The organism is Pseudomonas sp. MM227, from assembly GCF_947090715.1.
Lineage (GTDB): Bacteria > Pseudomonadota > Gammaproteobacteria > Pseudomonadales > Pseudomonadaceae > Aquipseudomonas > Aquipseudomonas baltica.
Genome location: NZ_OX352319.1, coordinates 1,865,917 through 1,887,103, shown reverse-complemented (window position 1 = coordinate 1,887,103; position 21,187 = coordinate 1,865,917). Strand labels below are relative to the sequence as shown.

16 protein-coding genes are annotated in these 21,187 nt (G+C 65.0%); 14 read left to right on the top strand and 2 right to left on the bottom strand.

Annotated elements, in window-relative coordinates; all coding sequences use genetic code 11:
* Nucleotides 1-145 precede the first annotated feature (145 nt).
* The 7 genes from ONG87_RS08645 to ONG87_RS08615 all read left to right on the top strand — a co-directional run bounded on the left by ONG87_RS08645 (nt 146) and on the right by ONG87_RS08615 (nt 10,895).
* Nucleotides 146-2,389, top strand: a complete 2,244-nt coding sequence (locus tag ONG87_RS08645; RefSeq protein WP_264382662.1) for a TonB-dependent siderophore receptor — start codon at nt 146-148, stop codon at nt 2,387-2,389.
* Nucleotides 2,390-2,601: 212 nt separating this feature from the next.
* A complete protein-coding gene (locus ONG87_RS08640; protein WP_192102219.1) occupies nt 2,602-3,216 on the top strand; it encodes a TetR/AcrR family transcriptional regulator in 615 nt (204 codons plus the stop codon).
* 73 nt (nt 3,217-3,289) lie between these two features.
* Nucleotides 3,290-4,396: an efflux RND transporter periplasmic adaptor subunit gene (locus ONG87_RS08635; protein WP_264382661.1), complete on the top strand. Its 1,107-nt coding sequence runs from the start codon at nt 3,290-3,292 to the stop codon at nt 4,394-4,396.
* The gene (locus tag ONG87_RS08630; protein WP_264382660.1) at nt 4,393-7,494 is read left to right on the top strand and encodes an efflux RND transporter permease subunit; all 3,102 of its coding nucleotides are present in this window, start codon (nt 4,393-4,395) and stop codon (nt 7,492-7,494) included. Before ONG87_RS08635 ends, ONG87_RS08630 begins: the two co-directional genes overlap by 4 nt.
* Entirely contained in the window at nt 7,491-8,780 is a 1,290-nt protein-coding gene (gene fabF / locus ONG87_RS08625; protein ID WP_264382659.1) for a beta-ketoacyl-ACP synthase II, read from the top strand. The genes ONG87_RS08630 and fabF overlap by 4 nt, the downstream gene beginning before the upstream one ends.
* Nucleotides 8,781-9,255: 475 nt before the next feature.
* Entirely contained in the window at nt 9,256-10,482 is a 1,227-nt protein-coding gene (locus ONG87_RS08620; protein ID WP_122478575.1) for an MFS transporter, read from the top strand.
* A gap of 149 nt (nt 10,483-10,631) precedes the next feature.
* Nucleotides 10,632-10,895, top strand: coding sequence for a hypothetical protein (locus ONG87_RS08615; protein WP_163007615.1), 264 nt, complete (start codon nt 10,632-10,634; stop codon nt 10,893-10,895).
* 105 nt (nt 10,896-11,000) lie between these two features.
* Here ONG87_RS08615 and ONG87_RS08610 read toward each other — a convergent pair whose 3' ends face one another.
* Nucleotides 11,001-11,954, bottom strand: coding sequence for a FecR family protein (locus tag ONG87_RS08610; protein WP_122478577.1), 954 nt, complete (start codon nt 11,952-11,954; stop codon nt 11,001-11,003).
* 48 nt (nt 11,955-12,002) lie between these two features.
* A complete protein-coding gene (locus ONG87_RS08605) occupies nt 12,003-12,551 on the bottom strand; it encodes a sigma-70 family RNA polymerase sigma factor (RefSeq protein ID WP_244646842.1) in 549 nt (182 codons plus the stop codon).
* Between the two features lie 154 nt (nt 12,552-12,705).
* Between ONG87_RS08605 and ONG87_RS08600 the strand changes: the two genes are divergently transcribed.
* From ONG87_RS08600 to ONG87_RS08570, 7 genes are all read left to right on the top strand, one after another.
* On the top strand, nt 12,706-15,162 hold the full coding sequence (locus ONG87_RS08600) for a TonB-dependent receptor (RefSeq protein ID WP_264382658.1): 2,457 nt from the start codon (nt 12,706-12,708) through the stop codon (nt 15,160-15,162).
* Nucleotides 15,163-15,262: 100 nt separating this feature from the next.
* Nucleotides 15,263-16,768, top strand: coding sequence for a PepSY domain-containing protein (locus ONG87_RS08595; protein WP_264382657.1), 1,506 nt, complete (start codon nt 15,263-15,265; stop codon nt 16,766-16,768).
* Between the two features lie 74 nt (nt 16,769-16,842).
* The gene (locus ONG87_RS08590; RefSeq protein ID WP_122478581.1) at nt 16,843-17,514 is read left to right on the top strand and encodes a GntR family transcriptional regulator; all 672 of its coding nucleotides are present in this window, start codon (nt 16,843-16,845) and stop codon (nt 17,512-17,514) included.
* Nucleotides 17,515-17,623: 109 nt separating this feature from the next.
* The gene (locus tag ONG87_RS08585; protein ID WP_264382656.1) at nt 17,624-18,568 is read left to right on the top strand and encodes a 4-hydroxyproline epimerase; all 945 of its coding nucleotides are present in this window, start codon (nt 17,624-17,626) and stop codon (nt 18,566-18,568) included.
* Nucleotides 18,565-19,680 carry an FAD-binding oxidoreductase gene (locus ONG87_RS08580; protein WP_264382655.1) on the top strand — a complete coding sequence of 372 codons (1,116 nt, stop codon included), beginning with the start codon at nt 18,565-18,567 and terminating at the stop codon, nt 19,678-19,680. Before ONG87_RS08585 ends, ONG87_RS08580 begins: the two co-directional genes overlap by 4 nt.
* Nucleotides 19,673-19,909 carry a (2Fe-2S)-binding protein gene (locus ONG87_RS08575; RefSeq protein ID WP_192047320.1) on the top strand — a complete coding sequence of 79 codons (237 nt, stop codon included), beginning with the start codon at nt 19,673-19,675 and terminating at the stop codon, nt 19,907-19,909. Before ONG87_RS08580 ends, ONG87_RS08575 begins: the two co-directional genes overlap by 8 nt.
* Nucleotides 19,906-21,162, top strand: a complete 1,257-nt coding sequence (locus ONG87_RS08570) for an FAD/NAD(P)-binding oxidoreductase (protein WP_264382654.1) — start codon at nt 19,906-19,908, stop codon at nt 21,160-21,162. The genes ONG87_RS08575 and ONG87_RS08570 overlap by 4 nt, the downstream gene beginning before the upstream one ends.
* Nucleotides 21,163-21,187 lie beyond the last annotated feature (25 nt).

Below are 21,187 nucleotides of genomic sequence, written 5' to 3'. Positions count from 1 at the left end.
AAGCGGCAAATGTGGCTGCTTGGCAACGGTCGCTCACGGCGACGAGAATTATTATCGAATGCTAATATTTTCCATTGAGGACATTTCGTTTTGTTTCGGAACCCTAGTGAGCCTTCACTCATTACCGAACCGAAAGGAATCCAGCATGTTGCCACACCGTCACCCGCGACCCGCGAATCCAGTCTCGACAGCACCGACATTCGCCCTGAGCCGTACCTGCACCGCCGTGCACATGGCTTTGCTGTTTGGCCTGAGCGGCGTTGCGATGGGCGCCCTCGCCGAGACGCAGGAGCAGGCTGAGAAAGCTCGCACAGCGCCCGACAAAGGCAGCCTGGTGCTGTCCGAGACCACAATCGAAGGCACCCAGGACACGCTTGGCACCCTGATGCCCGAGTACGCCGGCGGACAAGTGGCAACCGGTGGGCGGGTCGGCCTGCTCGGCAACAAAGACATCATGGAGACGCCCTTCAGCACCATCAGCTACACCGACAAATACATTCGGGACAGGCAGGCCAAGGACATCACCGACGTGATCGCCGCCACCGACCCGTCGGTGTTCAACAATGGTATCAAGGGCACCTACGGCGAGAACTATTCGATCCGCGGTTTCGGCGTGAGCGTCAGCGACATGACCGTCGACGGCCTCTACGGCATGGCGCCTTTCTACCGGGCATCGCCGGAAATGTACGAGCGTATCGAAGTGCTCAAGGGCCCCTCGGCGCTGCTCAATGGCATGCCACCCGGCGGCTCGGTGGGCGGCATCGTCAACTTGATTCCAAAACGCGCTGGCGATACCCCGCTGACGCGTCTGACCGGCACCTACCAATCGGATGCACAGTTCGGTGGGCATCTGGACATCGGTCGACGCTTCGGCGAGGGCAACCAATTCGGTGTGCGCTTCAACGGTGTCTACCGTGACGGCGACACCGCCACCGATGACCAGTCGTCGCGCAACGTGCTGTCGTCGCTGGCGCTGGACTGGCGCGGCGAGCACGCCCGGCTGTCCGTCGACCTCTTCGACGCCGACGATCGTGTCAACGGTCAGAACCGCGGCATTGGCCTGGCTGCCGGCGTCGGCATTCCCAAGCCGCCGAAAGCGGGAACGCTGCTCAACCCTGACTGGGCCTACGTCGAAACCAAGGACAAAGGCGTCATCCTGCGCGGCGAGTACGACCTCAGCGACGCCGTGATGGCCTACGGTGCGGTGGGCACCAGCAAAACCCATTACCAGTACAGCGGAGCCATATCCTCGGCCGTGATCAATGCGGCGGGTGATTTCAGAACGACCATGGGGCTGCTGAAAACCGAAATCGAGAAAACCTCGGCCGAGGTCGGCCTGCGTGGTCATTTCGATACGTTCGGCATCAATCACCAGTGGTCGGTGAACGCTACCCAATACAGTGACAAGGAAAAAAACTTCGGTCTTCGTGCGGTCCCCAATTCAATCGTGACCACCAACATCTACCACCCTGTCTGGGGAGCAAAATCGCCCGAGTCCTGGCCGCCGGTTTCGCACACCGAAAACGACCTGAAGAGCTACGGCATAGCCGACACCCTGTCGATGTTCGACAATCGTCTGCAGGTCACTGCGGGTGTACGCCGTCAGGAAGTGGTCACCGATACGTTCAGCGTCGTCACCGGCGCGCGCAACCGACCCAATTACGATACCCATGCCACCTCCCCTGCAGGCGCCATCCTGTTCAAGCTCACCGACAACCTGTCGCTGTATGCCAACTACATCGAGGGCCTGAGCAAGGGTGCCTCGGCGCCTGCGAGCGCCGCCAACGCCGGTGATGTGTTCGCGCCGTTCAAGTCCAAGCAGAAGGAAGTCGGCCTCAAGCTCGACCTGGGCACCTTCACCCACACCCTGGCGGTGTTCGAGATCAAGCGCCCGAATGCCTACACCGACCCGGCCACCAATATCTATTCGTTCGGCGGTGAACAGCGCAACCGCGGCGTGGAGTGGGGTTTCTTCGGCTCGCCGATGATGGATGTGCGGCTGATGGGCGGTGTCGCCTACGTCGACCCGGAAGTGACCAAGAGCGCCGGTGGCGCCACGGACGGCAAGAAGGCCACCGGTTATCCCAAACTGCAGGGCAAGCTCGGCATGGAATGGGACACCCCCCTGCTTGAAGGCCTGACGCTGACCGCCAATGCCACGGCGGTTTCCGAGCAATACATCAACGCCGACAACAGCCTGTCCGTCCCCGGCTACACCCTCTTCGATGCCGGTGCGCGTTACACCACGCACGTCTCCAACAAACCCGTGACGTTGCGTGCCAACGTGCGCAACCTGACCGACAAGGATTACTGGGGGATGCCGCTCACTCAGAGCCTGGGGCTGGGCGCTCCGCGCACTTATGAGCTGTCGGCCAGCGTAGACTTCTAGAACCAGGCCGGCCCGTCGGCAGTCGCTTCCCTGGGCGCAGGTCAACGTGCCGGCCCAGGGCCTTTTCGCGGCCACCGGCCGCGCCTACGAGGGCGCTGCTCGTTGGGTGGGAGCGGCCGTTCGCAGGCTCGACGCGTCGCAAATGAACTTGTGACCAGACGCGGTTACAGTCACTCTCTGTAGATCCCAGTCTACCGAGCCCTACAACCGCCATGACCCGCCAGCCCCTCGCTTTCCCCTCCCGGGGCCCAACCGATCACAGCGTTCGCGATCAGATCGTCGAGGCCGCCATGGCCCACTTCGGCCATTACGGCTATGACAAGACCACGGTATCGGACCTTGCCAAGGCCATCGGCTTTTCCAAGGCCTACATCTACAAGTTCTTCGAATCCAAGCAGGCCATCGGCGAAATGATCTGCGCCAGCCGGCTGGCCATGATCATGGCCGTGGTCGACCAGGCCATGGGCGCAGCCAGCAGCCCGTCCGACAAGCTGACGCGTCTGTTCAAGGCCGTGGTGGAAGCCGGCAGCGAGCTGTTTTTCCATGATCGCAAGCTCTACGACATCGCCGCTGTCGCGGCGCGGGACAACTGGCCCTCGGCGGCGGCACACGGCCAACGCCTGCATGGGCTGATCGAGCAGATCCTGCGCGAAGGCAGAGAAACCGGCGAGTTCGAACATCAGACACCTTTGGACGAAGCGAGCCATGGGATCTTTCTGGTGATGCGGCCCTACATCAGTCCAGTGCAGCTGCAATACAACCTCGAGAGCGCCTCGCTCGCCGCCGCGCAACTGCCCGCCTTGATACTGAGGAGCCTGGCACCCTGATATGTGACCATTGACTGATTTGGTCACTAGTATCAGAATCGGATTCCTTCAACCCGCTTGCGTAAGGAATCCCATGTCTCGGCTTAGCGCTCCAGTGCTCGGCATTTGCCTGCTGCCTGTGTTTCTGACCGCCTGCGACGGCCAGCCCAGCACTGTCGACCCGCGCACACAGCCACCTTTGGTAAGGGTGATCGAGGCCGGCCATGCAACGGATGTCGACCGCGCGTTTACCGGGGTGGTGGCAGCGCGCGTGCAAAGCGACCTGGGCTTTCGAGTGGGGGGCAAGGTCGTGGAGCGTTTCGTCGATGCTGGCCAGTCGGTCAGCCGCGGACAGCGGTTGATGCGACTCGACCCCGCCGACCTGGCACTGCAGTCCAACGCCCGCGAGCAAGCCGTGGCCGCCGCCCAGGCGCTGGCCACGCAGACTGCGAACGATGAGCGGCGCAATCGCCAACTGGTTGCCAGCGGCGCCATTTCCGCTGCCAACTACGACCGCTTCAAGTCAGCGGCCGACACTGCCCGAGCCGATCTGGTAGCACTGCAGGCGCAGGCAGCCGTGGGCCGCAACGAAGCGAGCTACGCTACCCTGACCGCGGATTCCGACGGTGTGGTCGTGGCCACCCTGGCCGAACCAGGCCAGGTCGTGAGCGCCGGACAACCTGTGGTGAAGCTGGCCAAGGCAGGCCTGCGCGAAGCGGTCGTGCAACTGCCCGAAACCCTGCGGCCGGCGCCGGGCAGCACCGCCCAGGCCAGGCTGTTCGGCAGTTCCGGCAACAGCGTCAGCGCCACGCTGCGACAGCTGGCCGACGCTGCCGACCCGCTCACCCGCACCTTCGAAGCGCGCTATGTGCTGACCGGCGAACAGGCCAATGCGCCGCTGGGCTCGACCGTGACCCTTGCCATTGCCCCGACGCCTTCGCTAGCCGACGCCCTGGGCGTGCCCATGGCCGCCATTCACGACCCAGGCAACGGGCCAGGTGTGTGGATCGTCGCGGGCACGCCGGCGGTGATCGCATGGCGGGCAATCCAGGTCGTCGGCCTGGGAGATGACACAGCCACGGTGCGCGGCGTGCTTCCAGGTGAGCGGTTGGTTGCCCTGGGCCCGCACCTGCTTCATGAGGGCGAGGAAGTGCTGCTGGCGCCGCAGGATCTGCGCGTCCAGGCCGGGTCTCAGCCATGAGCGGCAGTCGCTTCAACCTGTCCGCCCTCGCCGTGCGCGAGCGGTCGGTGACGCTGTTCCTGATTTTCCTGATCGCCATCGTCGGCACCCTGTCGTTCTTCAAGCTGGGCCGCGCCGAGGATCCGCCGTTCACGGTAAAGCAGATGACCGTGGTCACGGCCTGGCCCGGCGCGACCGCGCAGCAGATGCAGGACCTGGTGGCCGAGCCTCTGGAGAAGCGTCTGCAGGAGTTGAAATGGTACGAGCGCAGCGAAACCTACACCCGACCGGGCCTGGCCTTCACCCTCCTGTTTCTGCAGGACAAGACCCCGCCTGCTCAGGTCGAGGACGAGTTCTACCAGGCACGCAAAAAACTCAGCGATGCGGCCAGTAGCCTGCCGGCCGGGGTGGTCGGCCCCATGGTCAACGATGAGTTCGCCGACGTCACCTTCGCCCTGTTCGCGCTCAAGGCGCAAGGCGAGCCGCAACGCCTGCTGGTGCGTGAAGCCGAATCACTGCGTCAGCGCCTGCTGCACGTACCCGGGGTGAAGAAGGTCAATATCATTGGCGAGCAGTCCGAGCGGATCTTCGTGTCCTTTTCCCATGAGCGCCTGGCGACACTGGGCGTTTCGCCGCAGGACATCTTCGCCAGCCTGAACGGACAGAACAGGCTGACCGCCGCAGGCGCCATGGAAACCCAAGGCCCCCAGGTGGTGGTGCGACTCGACGGTGCCTTCGACAGCCTGGATGCCATTCGCGACACACCGGTGATCGCCAGCGGGCGCACGCTCAAGCTGGGCGATGTGGCCACGGTTGCGCGCGGCTACGAAGACCCGGCCACGTTCATGGTGCGCCATCAGGGTGAACCGGCGCTGCTTCTTGGCGTGGTCATGCGTGATGGCTGGAACGGTCTGGAGCTGGGCAAGGCGCTGGCCGGCGAGACGGCGCGGATCAGCTCCGGGATGCCCTTGGGCATGACCTTCGCGCAGGTCACCGATCAGTCGGTGAACATCGGTTCGGCAGTGAACGAGTTCATGATCAAGTTCTTCGTCGCCCTGCTGGTGGTCATGGTGGTGTGCTTCGTGAGCATGGGCTGGCGCGTCGGCGTGGTGGTTGCGGCGGCGGTGCCGCTGACCCTGGCGATCGTGTTCGTGGTCATGGAAGCCACCGGCAAGCATTTCGACCGCATCACCCTGGGCTCGCTGATCCTGGCACTGGGGCTGCTGGTGGACGACGCAATCATCGCCATCGAGATGATGGTGGTGAAAATGGAGGAAGGCTACGACCGCATCGAGGCGTCGGCCTATGCCTGGAGCCACACCGCGGCGCCCATGCTGGCCGGCACCCTGGTGACCGCCGTCGGCTTCATGCCCAACGGCTTCGCCCAGTCCACGGCCGGCGAGTACACCAGCAACATGTTCTGGATCGTCGGCATCGCGCTGATCGCATCCTGGGTAGTGGCAGTGGTGTTCACCCCCTATCTGGGGGTGAAGCTGCTGCCGGCGATCAAGGCCGTCGAAGGCGGTCATGCAGCGATCTACGACACCCCTCACTACAACCGTTTTCGCCGGTTCCTAAGCCAGGTCATTCGCTGGAAATGGCCGGTGGCAGGCTTGGTGCTCCTGTCTTTCGCCCTGGCGATCGTGGGTATGGCACAGGTCAAGAAGCAGTTCTTCCCCACCTCGGATCGGCCGGAAGTGCTGATCGAAGTGCAGATGCCCTATGGCACGGCCATCGAGCAGACCAGCGCAGCCACCGCCAAGATCGAGGCCTGGCTGCGCCAGCAGGACGCGGCAAAGGTCGTGACTGCCTACATCGGCCAGGGCCCGCCGCGGTTCTATCTGGCGATGGCGCCCGAACTGCCGGACCCTTCGTTCGCCAAGATCGTCGTGCTGGCCGACAGCCAGGCGGCGCGCGAGGCCCTCAAGCTGAAGATCCGCGAGGCCGTGGCTCGGGGCCTGGCCCCCGAAGCGCGGGTGCGGGTGACCCAACTGGTGTTCGGGCCCTACTCGCCCTACCCGGTGGCCTACCGCGTCATGGGGCCGGATCCGCAAGTGCTGCGTGAAATCGCCGGCAGGGTGCAGACGGTCATGCAGGGCAGCACGATGATGCGCACCGTCAACCTCGACTGGGGGCCGCGGGTGCCGACGTTGCATTTCGTCCTCGATCAGGATCGCCTGCAGGCTATGGGCCTGAGTTCCGCTATGGTTGCCGAGCAGCTGCAGTTCCTGTTGTCCGGGGTACCGATCACCGCCGTGCGCGAGGACATTCGTTCGGTGCAGATGGTGGGCCGGGCTGCTGGGGAGATCCGCCTCGACCCGGCGAAAATCGGCGGCTTCACTCTCGTCGGCGGCAATGGCCAGCGCATCCCGCTGTCACAGATAGGTGCTGTCGAGGTCCGCATGGAAGATCCGCTTCTGCGCCGCCGCGATCGGGTGCCTACCCTGACCGTACGCGGCGACATTGCCGAACACCTGCAGCCCCCGGATGTCTCCAGCCAACTGACGAAAGCCCTGCAACCGATCATCGCCACGCTTCCCGACGGCTACCGCATCGAACAGGCAGGCTCCATCGAAGAATCGGCCAAGGCCACCGCGGCACTGGCGCCGCTGTTTCCGATCATGATCGCCATCACCCTGCTGATCATCATCCTGCAGACCCGCTCGATGTCAGCCATGACCATGGTGTTCCTCACCGCCCCCTTGGGGCTGATCGGCGTGGTGCCTACACTGCTGCTGTTCAACCAGCCGTTCGGCATCAATGCCCTGGTCGGGCTGATCGCGCTGTCTGGCATTCTGATGCGCAACACGCTGATTCTGATCGGGCAGATCGACCTCAATGAGAAGAACGGCCTGGAGCCCTTCCACGCCGTGGTCGAAGCCACCGTGCAGCGCGCCCGGCCGGTGCTGCTGACGGCGCTGGCGGCGATCCTGGCGTTCATTCCACTGACCCATTCGGTGTTCTGGGGCACCTTGGCCTACACCCTCATAGGGGGCACGTTCGGCGGGACGGTCATGACCCTGATATTCCTCCCCGCGATGTATTCCATCTGGTTCCGCATTCGTCCGGATACCCGTTCAACACGTCATTCAATGACAGGCTTGGAGAAACACCCATGAACAATCGACAGGGTCAGAAACGTATCGTCGTCACCGGTACCGGGCTGGTGACGCCGCTGGGATGCGGCGTCTACGAGGTCTGGCGGCGGCTGTTGGCGGGCGCTTCGGGCATCAGCCCTTTGCCTGCGCACATCGGTGAAGGTACCGGGGTCGCCGTGGCCGGACAGGTTCCCACGCTGGAGGCCGACCCGGTGGCAGGCTACGATGCGCAGGCGCTGATACCGGCCAAGGAGCGCAAGAAGATGGACCGCTTCATCGAGTTCGCCCTGGTCGCCGCGCATGAGGCGCTGTCCCAGGCCAGATGGCACCCCACCAGCGAAGCCCAGCAGCAGCGCACGGCAACCGTCATCGGCTCGGGCGTCGGCGGCTTCGGCGCGCTCGCCGGGGCCGTGCGCACGACCGACGAGCGCGGACCTCGACGGTTGTCACCGTTCACGGCGCCATCGTTCCTGGCCAACATGGCGGCCGGGCACGTGTCCATCAGCAATGGATTCAAAGGCCCCCTGGGTGCTCCGGTCACCGCGTGCGCCGCGGGCGTGCAGGCGATCGGCGATGCCGCACGGCTGATCCGCAGCGGTGAAGCCGACATTGCCATCTGTGGCGGAACCGAGGCGGCCATCGACCGCGTCACCCTGGGCTGTTTCGCGGCCGCGCGTGCGCTGTCCACGGGTTTCAACGACCGGCCGAGCGAGGCATCGCGGCCGTTCGACCAGGATCGCGACGGGTTCGTGATGTCCGAGGGTGCGGGCCTGCTGGTGGTCGAATCGCTCGAACACGCATTGGCCCGAGGCGCAACGCCGCTGGCGGAACTGGTTGGGTATGGCACCAGTGCCGACGCCTACCACCTGACGGCCGGCCCGGAAGATGGCAGCGGAGCCCGCCGAGCCATGGAACAGGCCCTGCGCCAGGGCGGCATCGACGCCCAGGATGTGCAGCACATCAATGCCCACGCGACGTCCACGCCAGTCGGCGACAAGGGGGAACTGGCGGCCATTCGCGCCTTGTTCGGCACTCGGGCCGGCCTTGCCATCACCTCGACCAAGTCGGCCACCGGCCACCTGCTGGGCGCCGCTGGTGGGATCGAGGCCATCTTTACCGTGTTGGCCTTGCGCGATCAAATTGCACCGCCGACGCTGAACCTGCATACGCCGGACGAGGCGGCAGCCGGGCTCGATCTGGTCGGTCCGACTGCACGCAAGACAGCGATAACCTACGCCCTGTCCAACGGCTTCGGCTTCGGCGGCGTCAACGCCAGTGCATTGTTCCGGCGCTGGGAGGGCCGCTAGCCGTCTGCCCACCCAATCCCCTGAGCGGGCTCTGCCCGCGAAAAGGACGCTGCGGTGAATCAGGCAGACCGCAGTGCACCCTTCGCGGCCGATGACCGCTCCTACGGGGGAGAAATACGCCAACCCATCGTAGGAGCGGTCCGTGGCCGCGAAAAGGACGCTGCGGTGAATCAGGCAGACCGCAGTGCGCCCTTCGCGGTCGATGACCGCTCCTACAGGGGAAGAAATACACCAACCCATCGTAGGAGCGGTCCGTGGCCGCGAAAAGGCGCTGCGGTGCATCTGGCCGACCGCGGCGCGCCCTTCGCGGGCAGAGACCCGCTCCCACAAGGGGGAGCGGCGCATTGATCTCACTGATGATCACTATCAAGCGCCGCGCCTCCCAGGCTGCGGCAACCCTCCCCTATAATCGCCGCCAATTCCCCCGCTCTTCACGCCTGCCCGCAGGCGCCACGCCCCTTTGGAACCGATGCCCATGCCCACCCCTCACTCGGCCGCCCCCGGCCTTTCCGAACGTACCCCGCAAAGCGTCAAGCAACAGTGGCTGGCGATCCTCTCGGTCGCCGTCGGCGCCTTCGCCCTGGTGACCAGCGAATTTCTGCCCGTGGGTGTGCTCAACGATGTTGCCAGCGACCTGGGCATCAGTGCCGGTCGCGCCGGCCTGATGGTCACCCTGCCAGGGATCATGGCTGCGCTTGCTGCGCCCTTGCTGTCGGTGGGCATCGGTGCGATGGACCGTCGCTACCTGCTGACCGGCCTGACGCTGATAATGATCATCGCCAACACCATCGTGGCCTTCGCCAGCGATTTCAACGTCCTGCTGATCGGCCGCGTGTTGCTGGGCGTCAGCATCGGCGGCTTCTGGGCCACGGCCATCGCCTTGAGCGGTCGACTGGCGCCCAAGGGCGTCGGCGTGGCCAAGGCAACGTCGATCATCATGATGGGCGTGACCCTGGCCACGGTACTGGGCGTGCCCGTAGGCACCTGGCTCAGTGGCCTGATGGGCTGGCGCATGACCTTCCTGGTCACCGCGCTGGTGGGCGTGCCGGTACTGCTGGCGCAGATCTTCCTGCTGCCGCCGCTGTACCCGGACCGGGCCATTCGGGTCAGGGACCTGCCTGCCCTGTTCACCAATGCACAGGCGCGGGTCGGCTTGATCGCCGTATTGCTGATCGGCCTGGCGCACTTCGCCGCGTACACCTACGTGGCACCGTTCTTCAAGCAGAGCGCCGGCTTCGATGGGTCCACCATCGGCTCGCTGTTGCTGCTCTACGGCATGGCCGGCGTGCTGGGCAATGTATTCGCCGGCTTCGCCGCCAATCGCAGCGTGCGCAATACGCTGTTGCTGGTGGCCCTGATGATCGGCACCAGCACCGCCCTGTTCCCCCATTTCGCCACTGGTATCACCGGGGCCGCCATGCTGATAGCCCTGTGGGGCTTCGCTTTCGGGGCTTTCCCGGCCTGCGCCAGCATCTGGATGTTCGTGGTCGCGCCCAAGGATGTGGAGCGCGGCATGCCCCTGTTCGTTGCGCTGTTTCAGGTGATCATTGCCCTGGGGTCGTTCTTCGGCGGGCAGATCGTCGATCGGTTGGGCAGCTCGGTGCTGTTGAGCCTGGCCACGGCACTGGTTGGCGCAGGGTTCGCCACGGTGTTGGTGTTGGGCCGCAATGTCAGCAACAACGTGGTGGCTCAACCCGCCTGAGCCCGACTGCGCCGACCGCTGCCGGCAGGTCGTCGGCGCAGCAGCGCGCTTCGCAAAAAAAGTTGAACTGCTTTTCCAGCCGTTCGCCTAATGATCAGCTTGTGAATATTCCCACAGGCACTGTGTCAATATCGGCACTTTCCCCAGAGGTGGTCAACGTGGCTAAAGACGAGAAGAAAACCAAAAGCGATGCTTCGAAAGCCAGCAAGGAAATGAAGGACAAAAAGTCGTCACCGGAAAAGAAATCCGCCGCAGCCTCAGCGCTTTCGAAGTCCTCCGACAAGGACAAGAAAGACAAGAAGAAAGACGCCGAGCCGAAGAAAACTGCCAAGAAAGCCGACAGCAAGCCTGAAAAGGCCAAGAAGTCTGACAAGGTCGAAAAAGCAGAAAAGCCTGCGAAGAAGAAAAAGTGATATCCGTTGTCTGCTAGGGCCTTGCGCCCTAGCGTCCCACCCCTCGATAGCCCTGTTCCCCCGCCAAACCTCACTTGCCTCGACGGCCAAGGCTTTATGCCAGGCTCATGCGCGCGTCTGATTCACCACCACTACGGTCAACCAGGGCATTCGATAGATCCTCACCGGCTGGGTGCGGGCGAGCATGTCGAGCATGCCGGGAATGTCATCGAGGTTGAATACGCCACTCACTGCCGTGGTCGGCAGGCTGCCCGCGATCACCAGCGAGCCAGGCAGATAGCGTTCAATGTCCGCGAACACCTCGGCCAACGGCTGGCGGTTGAAGATCAACTTGCCGCGTTGCCAGGCCGACGCGCTGCCCAGGTCCAGAGCGCCGGTCGGCGACGGCGCCGTTCCCGCAACGTATTCAAGACGCTGGGCGGCCCTCAGGGGAACCACCGCCCCGCCAGACGAAACCTTCACCTCACCCTCCGTCACCCCGACACGAACCTGTTCACCCTGCCGATCGACATCGAAGCGGGTGCCCACGGCCTGTACGCTGCCGCCCGACGCCTGCACCACGAAAGGACGCGAGGCGTCCTTGCTCACCTGGAACAGCGCTTCGCCCTTGATCAGGCTGATCTCGCGCCGCGACGAGGAATAGCGAACCGATAAAGCCGAGCCGCTGTTCAACCACACCTGGCTGCCATCTTCGAGGGTCAGCGCCCGTCGCTCGCCGACCGCCGTGGCATAGTCGGCGAAATACACCCTGGCCGGCTCGCTCAACCCGGTCAGGGCCAGGGCGCCCACCCCGGCTGCCAGCGCCGCCCAGCGCAGCGGCCTGCGCGTGACCTTGGCGGGCACAACGAAGCGCTGCGCGGCGCAAGTCTGGGGAAGTGCCTGCCAGATCCGCTCGGCCAGGCGTGCCGCTGCCTCGTGGTCCGCGCTCTGTCCGCGCCAGCGGGCAAAGGCGCTGCGATCCGCCTCGCTGGCTCGGCCCGATGTCAGGTGCACCCACTGCTCGATGGCCTGGTCCTCCAGGTCGACGGCAGAAGCACTCGGATGGGTGGGCTCGGTCATGATAATGGGCTCGCGGTCGTTGCCGCATAGACGTCAGTACCGTGCATTCTAAGGGCACTCCGACTGACGAAGCCAATCGCGACAATGACGCATGGCGTGCACCATGTACTTGCCCACCGAGCTTTCCGACACCCCGAGGCGTGTGGCGATCTCTGCGTGGGTAAGGCCTTCGAGGCGACTGAGCAGCAACGCCAGACGGGCATTGCTGGGCAAGCGCTGCAGGGCCTTGTCGAGTTGCTCGATGGCTTCGGCGGCAAGAAAGGAGCGTTCCGGCGAGGCCATGGGATCACAGGGTTCCTCGTCGGGCTCATCGACCTGCAGCGCGCAATAGCGCCGTTCCTGGCGCAGGCGGTCGATGGCCAGGTTGCCGGCCACGCGGAAGACGAAAGCGCGGGGTTCGAGGATCTGCGCCGTGTCGGCCAGGCCAGCCAGGCGCACGTAGGTGTCCTGCGCCACGTCGGCAGCCTTTTCCACATTCCCCAAGCGCCGCGCCAGAAAGGCCAACAGGTCGGCATAGTGCTCCTGAAAGACCATCAGCAAAGGGTTGGAGTTGGGTGACACGGACATGCGCACGGCCCAGGCGATCGAGGCGCGCATCCTATCCCACTTGAGAACGGTTATCATCAGATTGGCAGATGATAATGAAAATATTTTCAATCTGGATGGCAAGGTCGGGTCACCTCGTTCGTCGTTGGAGTGAGAAGCAAGATTCTCGGGCATTCCGCCTCCATTGGCTTACGGACGTTTTCAGATGCAGGCACGTTTTCCTTCGTTCACTCCCGCTACCGGTCGCACCCTGAGCCTGGCATTGATGCTGGCCATGACGGCGGGCCTGCCACTGCTTGCGCCTTCGGCACAGGGGGCAGAACCGACCACCGTCCTGAACCTGCAATCGGCAGAGCAGTCGCTGGATCAGGCGCTGACCCAACTGGCAGACCAGGCCAACGTGCGCCTGATCTTCAACTCCTCGGATGTGGCCAACCTGCGCGCACCGGCCCTGAAAGGCCGATACACCCTCGACCAGGCCCTGCAGACGCTGCTGCGCGGCAGCGGCTTCGGCTGGCAGATGCTCGATGCACGCACCCTGGTGCTGCAGAAGCTGCCCGCGCGCGACGATCCCGCCATAGCTCTGGGCGCCACCACCGTCAATGCCATGAACGAGCTGGGCAGCAGCACCGACGGCACGGGCTCGTATACGACTGGTAGCAGCAGCACCGCCGCGAAACTCAACCTGAGCCTCAAGGACACCCCGCAGACCGTCAGCGTGGTGACCCGGCAGCTGATGGACGACAAGAAGCTCACCAGTCTGGACAAGGTGCTGGAACAAACCCCGGGCATCACGTTCCAGTACCGAAACTTCGGCGGGCATGTGTACACCTCCCGCGGTTTCTCGCTGCTGGCGGAAAGCTTTCTGGTGGACGGTGTGCCTGGCCAGGGCTATCAGATCACCGGGTGGATGAAGCCCGACACTGCCATCTACGACCGGGTCGAAGTGCTGCGCGGCGCGGCGGGCCTGCTGGTGGGCGCAGGCGAGCCCGGCGGCGCGGTGAACCTGGTGCGCAAGCGGCCGACCGCCGAACCGCGACTGACGGTACAGGCCAGCGCCGGTTCCTGGGACCGCTACCGCATGGACCTGGACGCCAGCGGCAAGCTCAACGAAACCGGCAGCGTGCGCGGCCGACTGGTCACGGCCTACGAAGACAACGGTTCCTACCTCGATGAACGCAACACCCGCACGCCGCTGGTGTATGGCATCGTCGAAGCCGATATCGACCCGGACACCACCGTGAGCCTGAGCCTGCGCCACCAGGAAAACGTCATTAACGGCTATTCGATATACGGCCTGCCGCGCTACAGCAACGGCAACGCTCTGGACATCTCCCGCTCCACTTCGCTGGTGCAGGATTGGAACCGTCACCAGAGCGAGATGAGCGAAGCGTTCGCGGAAATCGAGCACCGCTTCAACGAACGCTGGTCGAGCACCACCTCGGTGACCGTTTCCGAAGGCAGCTTCGATCAACAGATTGCCTATGCGCGACGCACCATCAGCCCGGTGACCAATACCGGTTCGGTGTTTCAGGCCGCACTGTTTCGCCAGGACAAGGTCACCAGCACCGGGGTGGACAGCCATGTCAGCGGCAATTTCGATGCCTTCGGCCTGACCCATGACGTCACCGTGGGCGGCACCTGGTCGCGCCAGGAAGCCAACACTCAGCAGGCCACCGCCAGCCTGGGCAATCGGCCACTGAACATCTTCAATGTCGACCACCATGCCATCGCCAAGCCTGCCAGGCCGGCATGGAGCACCGATATCGACATGACCGAGGAGCGCGCGGGCCTGTACGCCAACTCACGGCTGCGCCTGAGCGAACCGCTGAGCCTGGTACTGGGTGGTCGCACCAGCTGGTACGACTACACCTACGACATCAAGCGCGGCGCCGCCCTGCCCTACGAGTCCAAGGTGACACGCAAGGTCACCCCCTACGCTGGTGTGATCTACGACATCAGCGACGACTGGGCGTGGTATGCCAGCTATGCGGAAATCTTCAACGCCCAAGGCAACTACGTCGATACCAGCGGTACGCCGCTTTCACCCTCCGAAGGCGACAACTACGAAACCGGCATCAAGGGCGCGCTGTTCGATGACCGCCTGAACCTGTCGATGGCGCTGTTCTACATCAAGCAGACCAACGTCGCTCTGGTCGACCTGGCCAATACCAACTGCACCAGCAACGACTCCGAGGGCACCTGCTACGTCAACGGCACCATCAAGCGCAGCAAGGGCGTCGACCTGGAAGCCAGCGGCGAGATCCTGCCAGGCTGGCAGGTGTTCGGTGGCTACACCTTCAACCTGCTGCGCAACAATACCGAAGACGTCGAGGTGGCCTACGAGACGCCCAAGCACATGCTGCGCCTGCAGACCAGCTACAACCCGCCCGGTGCCTGGGACCGGCTGACCGTCGGGGGTGGCGTGTCGGCGCAGTCCTACTACAAGGCCTCGTCGACCACCGGGCTGGACTTTGGCAGTCAGGGGTATGCGATCTGGGATGCGCGCGTGGCCTGGAAGCTGGACGAGCACTGGAAGGTGCAGCTCAACGCCGAGAACCTGTTCGACAAGCGTTACTACACCACTGCGGTAGCGGTCGACCGTTCGAACGTGTTCGGCGAGCCACGCAGCTACATGCTGACCCTGCGAGGCGATTTCTGATCGCGTCGACCTCGGGATCAGTGCGCTGAACGGCTCCCTGCGCCGCTCCCTGGGCTGGCTGCACACCTGGTGCGGCCTGGTCTGCGGCTGGCTGCTGTGCGTGATCTTCCTGACCGGCTCGTTGAGCGTGTTCCGCGAACCCATCACCCGCTGGATGGAGGCGCAGCCGATCGCCCCGCTCGACGCCGGGGAGCCGCTGGATCAAAGTTCTGCTGCCTGGCAAGCGCAGCGCTACCTGGCTACACACGGCGCCGGTGCGCGGCTGTGGCGGGTGCAGCTGCCGACCTATGCGGGCGAGGCCGTGCACCTGCTGTGGCGCGACGCAAGCGGCACCCGGCAGATCGCTCTCGACCCTACGAGTGGTACACCGGTGATGTCGCAAGCACTGCGCAAGACCGAAGGCGGCCGGCATTTCATGTCGTTCCACTACATGCTGCAACTGCCGGTGCTGGGCTTCTGGATCGTCGGCGCGCTGACCGTCGGTTTTCTGGTTGCACTGGTATCGGGGGTCGTGATTCACCGACGCATCTTCGCCGACTTCTTCACCTTCCGACCAGGCCGCGGGCCGCGTGCCTGGCTCGATGCACACAACGCCGCGGCCGTGCTGACCTTGCCGTTCCAGTTGATGATCGCCTACACAGGCCTGTGCATCTTCGCCAGCAGCTACATGCCGTGGCCGGTGCACGCCGTGTACGGCTCGAATGACGGTGCCCATGCACGCTTCAGCGCCGACCTGGCGCCACAGGCTCCGGCTGTGCGCAACACTGCGCCGCTCGACACCCGGGCTCCTGCGTGGGAGCAACTGCTTGAACAGGCCCGCGGACTGACCGGGCAGCCAGCGCAGATGCTGTTGGTGGACAAGCCCGGTAGCGCGAGCGCCAGCGTACGCGTCATCGGTCGTGCCGACCCCGGTCAGCCGTCGTCCCATCTGTTCACGCCCCAGGCCAGCGTGCTGTTCGACGCGGCCAGTGGCGACGTGCTGCAAGTCAGGCTGCCTGACCCGGACAGCGTGTCCATGGGCGCACGCATCGAAGGCGTGATGCGTTCCCTGCATTTTGCCGATTTCGGCAGTTGGGCATTGAGGTGGGTGTACTTCGCCAGCGGCCTGCTGGGCACGCTGATGATGGTCGCCGGCACGCTGCTGTTCTCGATCAAGCGGCGGATCAAGGGGCAGCACGAATTCGGTGCTGCCACCCAACGCTTCTATCACTGTGTCGAAGCGCTCAACGTGGCGTGCAGTGCGGGCATTGGCCTGGCGTGCTGTGCCTACTTCTATGCCAACCGGCTGCTGCCACTGCAGCTGCAGGATCGGGCCAACTGGGAAATACGCTGTTTCCTGCTGATCTGGCTGGCGACCCTGCTGCACGCATTGTGTCGGCCGCGCAACCTCGCATGGGCCGAACAGCTCGGCTTGGGGGCGCTGCTGTGCCTGTGCCTGCCGCTGCTCAATCACTGGACCACGGGGCAGAACCTGTGGCGCTACGCTGCCGCCGGCGACTGGCAGCGCGCAAGCGTGGAAGCGGTAGCGCTGGGTTGCGGCGCGCTGCTGACAGGGGTGCTGATGAAGCTGCGACGGCGTCATCAGCGGCAACGCCGGATGCCTTAGCCGGATCAAAGCCGGTTCCGGCCGCCACAAAACTGTATACCATATGCACTCAATCCCTCGAATGACCCAGCACCGTGGCCCAGACCAAACTCAACGCGCCGGACCTCGGCAATTCTCCCTCGACCTCGGAGATCATCACCCGGCACCTGCGCGACGCGATCGTTGCCGGGCATTTTGCCGAGGACGAACCGATCCGTCAGGACGACATCGCCCGCCAGTTCAATGTCAGCAAGATCCCCGTTCGCGAAGCGCTCAAGCGCCTCGAAGCCGAGGGTCTGGTCATGTTCCAGCGCAATCGCGGGGCGATGGTCACGCGCCTGTCGGAGTCGGAGCTGGCGCAGATGTTCGAAGTGCGCATGCTGCTCGAAGACAAGGTGCTGCGCCTGGCCATTCCGAACATGACCGAGGCCACTTTTACCCGCGCCGAGAGCATCTGCCGCGAGTTCATCGGTGAAACCGACGTGGGCCGCTGGGCCGAGTTGAACTGGGCGCTGCACGCCTGCCTCTACGAGCCCGCGCAACGGCCGTTCCTGGTGGGGATGATTCGTTCGGTCAACGACAAGCTGGAGCGTTACCTGCGCATGCAGATGAGCCTGTCGGCCGGCAAGGATCGCGCCGACCACGAACACCGGGAGATTCTCCAGGCCTGCCGCGAGCGCAACGTGGAGCTGGCCGTGCGCCTGCTCGACGAACACATCGCCGGCGTCTGCCAGACCCTGTTCGAGCATCTGCCAAGCGCCCGCTGAACCCTGGCACTGTGCCGAATTCGTCATTGTCACGGGCTAAATAGCTCAAGCCGCAGTGGGCTATCTGCGCCATTCTAAGGGTCACTTAACCGACCCGACGAGTGGCCCCATGACCCGCATCCAAGTGATCGACTCGCACACCGGTGGTGAACCCACCCGCCTGGTGATCGACGGTTTTCCCGAGCTGGGCACCGGCAGCATGGCCGAGCGCAAGCAATTGCTCGCCGAGCGGCATGATGCCTGGCGCGCCGCCTGTGTACTGGAGCCGCGGGGCAGCGATGTGCTGGTAGGCGCACTGCTGTGCACGCCGGTAGACCCGAACGCCTGCGCCGGAGTGATCTTCTTCAATAACACCGGCTACCTGGGCATGTGCGGCCACGGCACCATCGGCTTGATCGCCTCGCTGGCCCACCTGGGCCGAATCGGGCCGGGCGTGCACGCCGTCGAGACGCCGGTCGGCACCGTCCAGGCCACGCTGCACGAGGACGGTTCGGTGAGCGTGCGCAATGTGCCGGCCTATCGTTACCGCAAGGACGTCGCCGTGCAGGTGCCGGGCATCGGTTCGGTCACCGGCGACATCGCCTGGGGCGGCAACTGGTTTTTCCTGGTCGCCGAGCATGGCCTGGCGGTCAGCGGTGACAACCTCGACGCCCTGACGGCCTACACCGTCGCCGTGCAGCACGCGCTGGAGGACCAAGGCATACGCGGCGAGGACGGCGGGCTGATCGACCACATCGAGTTGTTCGCCGAAGACCAACGGGCCGACAGCCGCAACTTCGTGCTGTGCCCCGGCAAAGCCTACGATCGCTCGCCTTGCGGAACCGGGACCAGCGCCAAGCTGGCGTGCCTGGCCGCCGACGGCAAACTGCAGCCCGGGCAGATCTGGCGTCAAGCCAGCGTCATCGGCAGCGAGTTCGAGGGTTCATATGAAGCCATGGAACACGGCAGCGACGGGCCCGTTGTGCCGACCATTCGCGGCCGGGCCTACATCAGCGCCGAAGCCACACTGATCCTGCAGGCCGACGACCCCTTCGCCTGGGGTATCCGCTTGTGAACCCCACGGCCGTGGCCGACGCCATCGTCATCGGCGCAGGCATCGTCGGCGCTGCCTGCGCCCAGGCCCTGGCCAAGCGCGGGCTGAGCGTACGGGTGCTGGACGCCGGCACGCCCGGTGCCACGGCCGCCGGCATGGGCCACCTGCTGGTGCTCGACGACAACGCGGCCGAACTGGCCTTGAGTCAATATTCGCTGCAGCGCTGGCGCGACATCGCCGGGTCGTTGCCCAACGGTTGCGCCTACCGCAGCAACGGCACCCTGTGGCTGGCCGCCAACGATGAGGAAATGGCCGTTGCCGAGCACAAGTTCGCGGTGTTGCGCGAGCATGGCGAGGCCTGCGAAATCCTCGCTGGCAACGCCCTGCGCGAGCGCGAACCGTTGCTTCGCGAAGGGCTGGAGGGTGGTCTGTTGATCAAGGGGGACGGCATTGTGTATGCGCCGGCGGCTGCACAGTGGATGCTTGATCATCCGTTGATCCGCCAGCAACGCGCCACGGTCACCGAGGTAGACGGCAACCGTGTGCGTCTGGCCGACGGCCAATGGCTCAGTGCTGGCATGGTGCTGTTAGCCAACGGCATCCAGGCCACCGAGCTGTGCCCCGAGCTGCCGATCCAGGCCAAGAAAGGCCATCTGGCGATCACCGACCGCTACCCCGCGCAGATCACTCACACGCTGGTGGAACTGGGCTATGTCACCAGCGCCCACAACGCCAGTGGGCCGTCCACGGCCTGCAACATCCAGCCGCGCCCGACCGGACAACTGTTCATCGGCGCCTCGCGGCAATTCAACACCACGGATCCCGACGTCGAAGGCTGGATGCTCGCCAAGATGCTCCGGCGCGCGGCAGAGTACGTGCCTGCGCTGAACACGCTGAATGTGATTCGTGCCTGGACCGGTTTTCGCGCCGCCAGCCCGGATGGCTTGCCCCTGGTGGGCGAGCATCCCCAGCGTCCGGGCCTGTGGCTGGCGGTGGGTCATGAAGGCCTGGGGGTGACCACTGCGCCGGCGACCGCCGATTTGCTGGTGGCGCAACTGTTCGACGAATCACTGCCGCTGGCGGCAACGCCCTACCTGCCGCAACGTTTTCTTGGAGGGTCCAGCCATGCTTGAGTTGACGGTCGATGGACGCACGCTGCAGGTGGCGGTCGGCACCAGCGTCGCTGCGGCACTCGCGATGGCCGGTGATGGCTGCACGCGCACCTCGGTCAGCGGCCAACGGCGCGCGCCGCTGTGCGGCATGGGTATCTGCCAGGAATGCCGTGTGACCATCGACGGCGCGCGGCGCCTGGCGTGCCAGACATCCTGCCGCGACGGCATGCAGGTACGGAGCCTGCCATGATCGAGCACGTCGATATTCTCATCATCGGTGCCGGGCCGGCAGGCATCCATGCGGCGCTGGCAGCGGCACCCAGCGGCCTGCGCATCGTGTTGCTGGACGACAATCCGTTGCCCGGCGGGCAGATCTGGCGCGATGGCCCGCAGGCCTCGCTGCCCACCCAGGCCACACGGCTGCGCGAGCGCCTGCAGGCGTGTGCCAACGTGCAGATCCAAGGTTCCACTCGAGTGATCGCCCGGCCTGCGCCCCATCAGTTACTGGTGGAGAACGACCAGCGCGGCTGGATCATCGGCTATGCAAAGCTGATTCTGTGCACCGGTGCCCGCGAGTTGCTGCTGCCCTTCCCCGGCTGGACGCTGCCTGGCGTGACCGGTGCCGGTGGCCTGCAAGCGTTGATCAAGGGCGGCCTGCCCGTTGCGGGCGAACGCGTGGTGGTTGCCGGCAGCGGCCCGCTGCTGCTGGCCAGCGCGCACAGTGCAACGAAGAACGGCGCACGGATCCTGCGCATCGCCGAGCAGGCCAGCACCCGCGCCGTGGCAGGATTTGCCACGCAGCTGCCACGCTGGCCACATAAATGGCTGCAGTCGTTGCAACTGTTTTCGCCCGCCTATCGCACCAGCAGCCATGTGCTGGCCGCTCTGGGTGACGACCGCCTGGAAGGCGTACGACTGATGCAGCAGGGCCGAATCAGGGAACTGCCCTGTGACCGGCTGGCCTGCGGCTTCGGCCTGGTGCCCAACACGCAGCTGGGCGAGGCCTTGGGCTGTGCGCTGCAGGACCGGGCCATCGCCGTCGATGCCTGGCAGGCGAGCAGCCTGGCGGACCATTTTGCCGCAGGCGAATGCACCGGCTTCGGCGGCAGCGAGCTGGCCTCGGTGGAAGGCAGCATCGCCGGACACGCCGCCGCTGGCGACCAGGCGGCGGCGCAGCGGCTTTGGCCGCAGCGGGCCCGTTGGCAAGGCTTCGCCGCCGTGCTGAACCGGGCATTTGCCCTCGATCCTGCGCTCGCTGCCCTGTGCGCGCCGGACACCCTGGTCTGCCGCTGCGAAGACGTGCCGTTTGCAGCGCTTGCCGCCCATTGCGATTGGCGCGAGGCCAAACTCGCCACCCGCTGCGGCATGGGCGCTTGCCAGGGGCGGGTATGCGGCGCCGCCACCGCGCACCTGTTCGGCTGGCAACCCTCGGCACCCCGACCGCCCTTCAGCCCGGCACGGATCGAGACCCTGCTGCGCCTCGACGGCCACCCGCCCTCCTGAACCCCGCCCTGCTAAACACAGTGTC

What these genes read in the sequence shown, in the direction of transcription:
- ONG87_RS08640 (WP_192102219.1), top strand. Translation starts at nt 2,602, where the DNA reads ATGACCCGCCAGCCCCTCGCTTTCCCCTCCCGGGGCCCAACCGATCAC.
- ONG87_RS08605 (WP_244646842.1), bottom strand. Translation starts at nt 12,551, where the DNA reads ATGCGCGCCTCGATCGCCTGGGCCGTGCGCATGTCCGTGTCACCCAAC.
- ONG87_RS08635 (WP_264382661.1), top strand. Translation starts at nt 3,290, where the DNA reads ATGTCTCGGCTTAGCGCTCCAGTGCTCGGCATTTGCCTGCTGCCTGTG.
- ONG87_RS08575 (WP_192047320.1), top strand. Translation starts at nt 19,673, where the DNA reads ATGCTTGAGTTGACGGTCGATGGACGCACGCTGCAGGTGGCGGTCGGC.
- ONG87_RS08620 (WP_122478575.1), top strand. Translation starts at nt 9,256, where the DNA reads ATGCCCACCCCTCACTCGGCCGCCCCCGGCCTTTCCGAACGTACCCCG.
- ONG87_RS08610 (WP_122478577.1), bottom strand. Translation starts at nt 11,954, where the DNA reads ATGACCGAGCCCACCCATCCGAGTGCTTCTGCCGTCGACCTGGAGGAC.
- ONG87_RS08585 (WP_264382656.1), top strand. Translation starts at nt 17,624, where the DNA reads ATGACCCGCATCCAAGTGATCGACTCGCACACCGGTGGTGAACCCACC.
- ONG87_RS08570 (WP_264382654.1), top strand. Translation starts at nt 19,906, where the DNA reads ATGATCGAGCACGTCGATATTCTCATCATCGGTGCCGGGCCGGCAGGC.
- ONG87_RS08600 (WP_264382658.1), top strand. Translation starts at nt 12,706, where the DNA reads ATGCAGGCACGTTTTCCTTCGTTCACTCCCGCTACCGGTCGCACCCTG.
- ONG87_RS08645 (WP_264382662.1), top strand. Translation starts at nt 146, where the DNA reads ATGTTGCCACACCGTCACCCGCGACCCGCGAATCCAGTCTCGACAGCA.
- ONG87_RS08630 (WP_264382660.1), top strand. Translation starts at nt 4,393, where the DNA reads ATGAGCGGCAGTCGCTTCAACCTGTCCGCCCTCGCCGTGCGCGAGCGG.
- fabF (WP_264382659.1), top strand. Translation starts at nt 7,491, where the DNA reads ATGAACAATCGACAGGGTCAGAAACGTATCGTCGTCACCGGTACCGGG.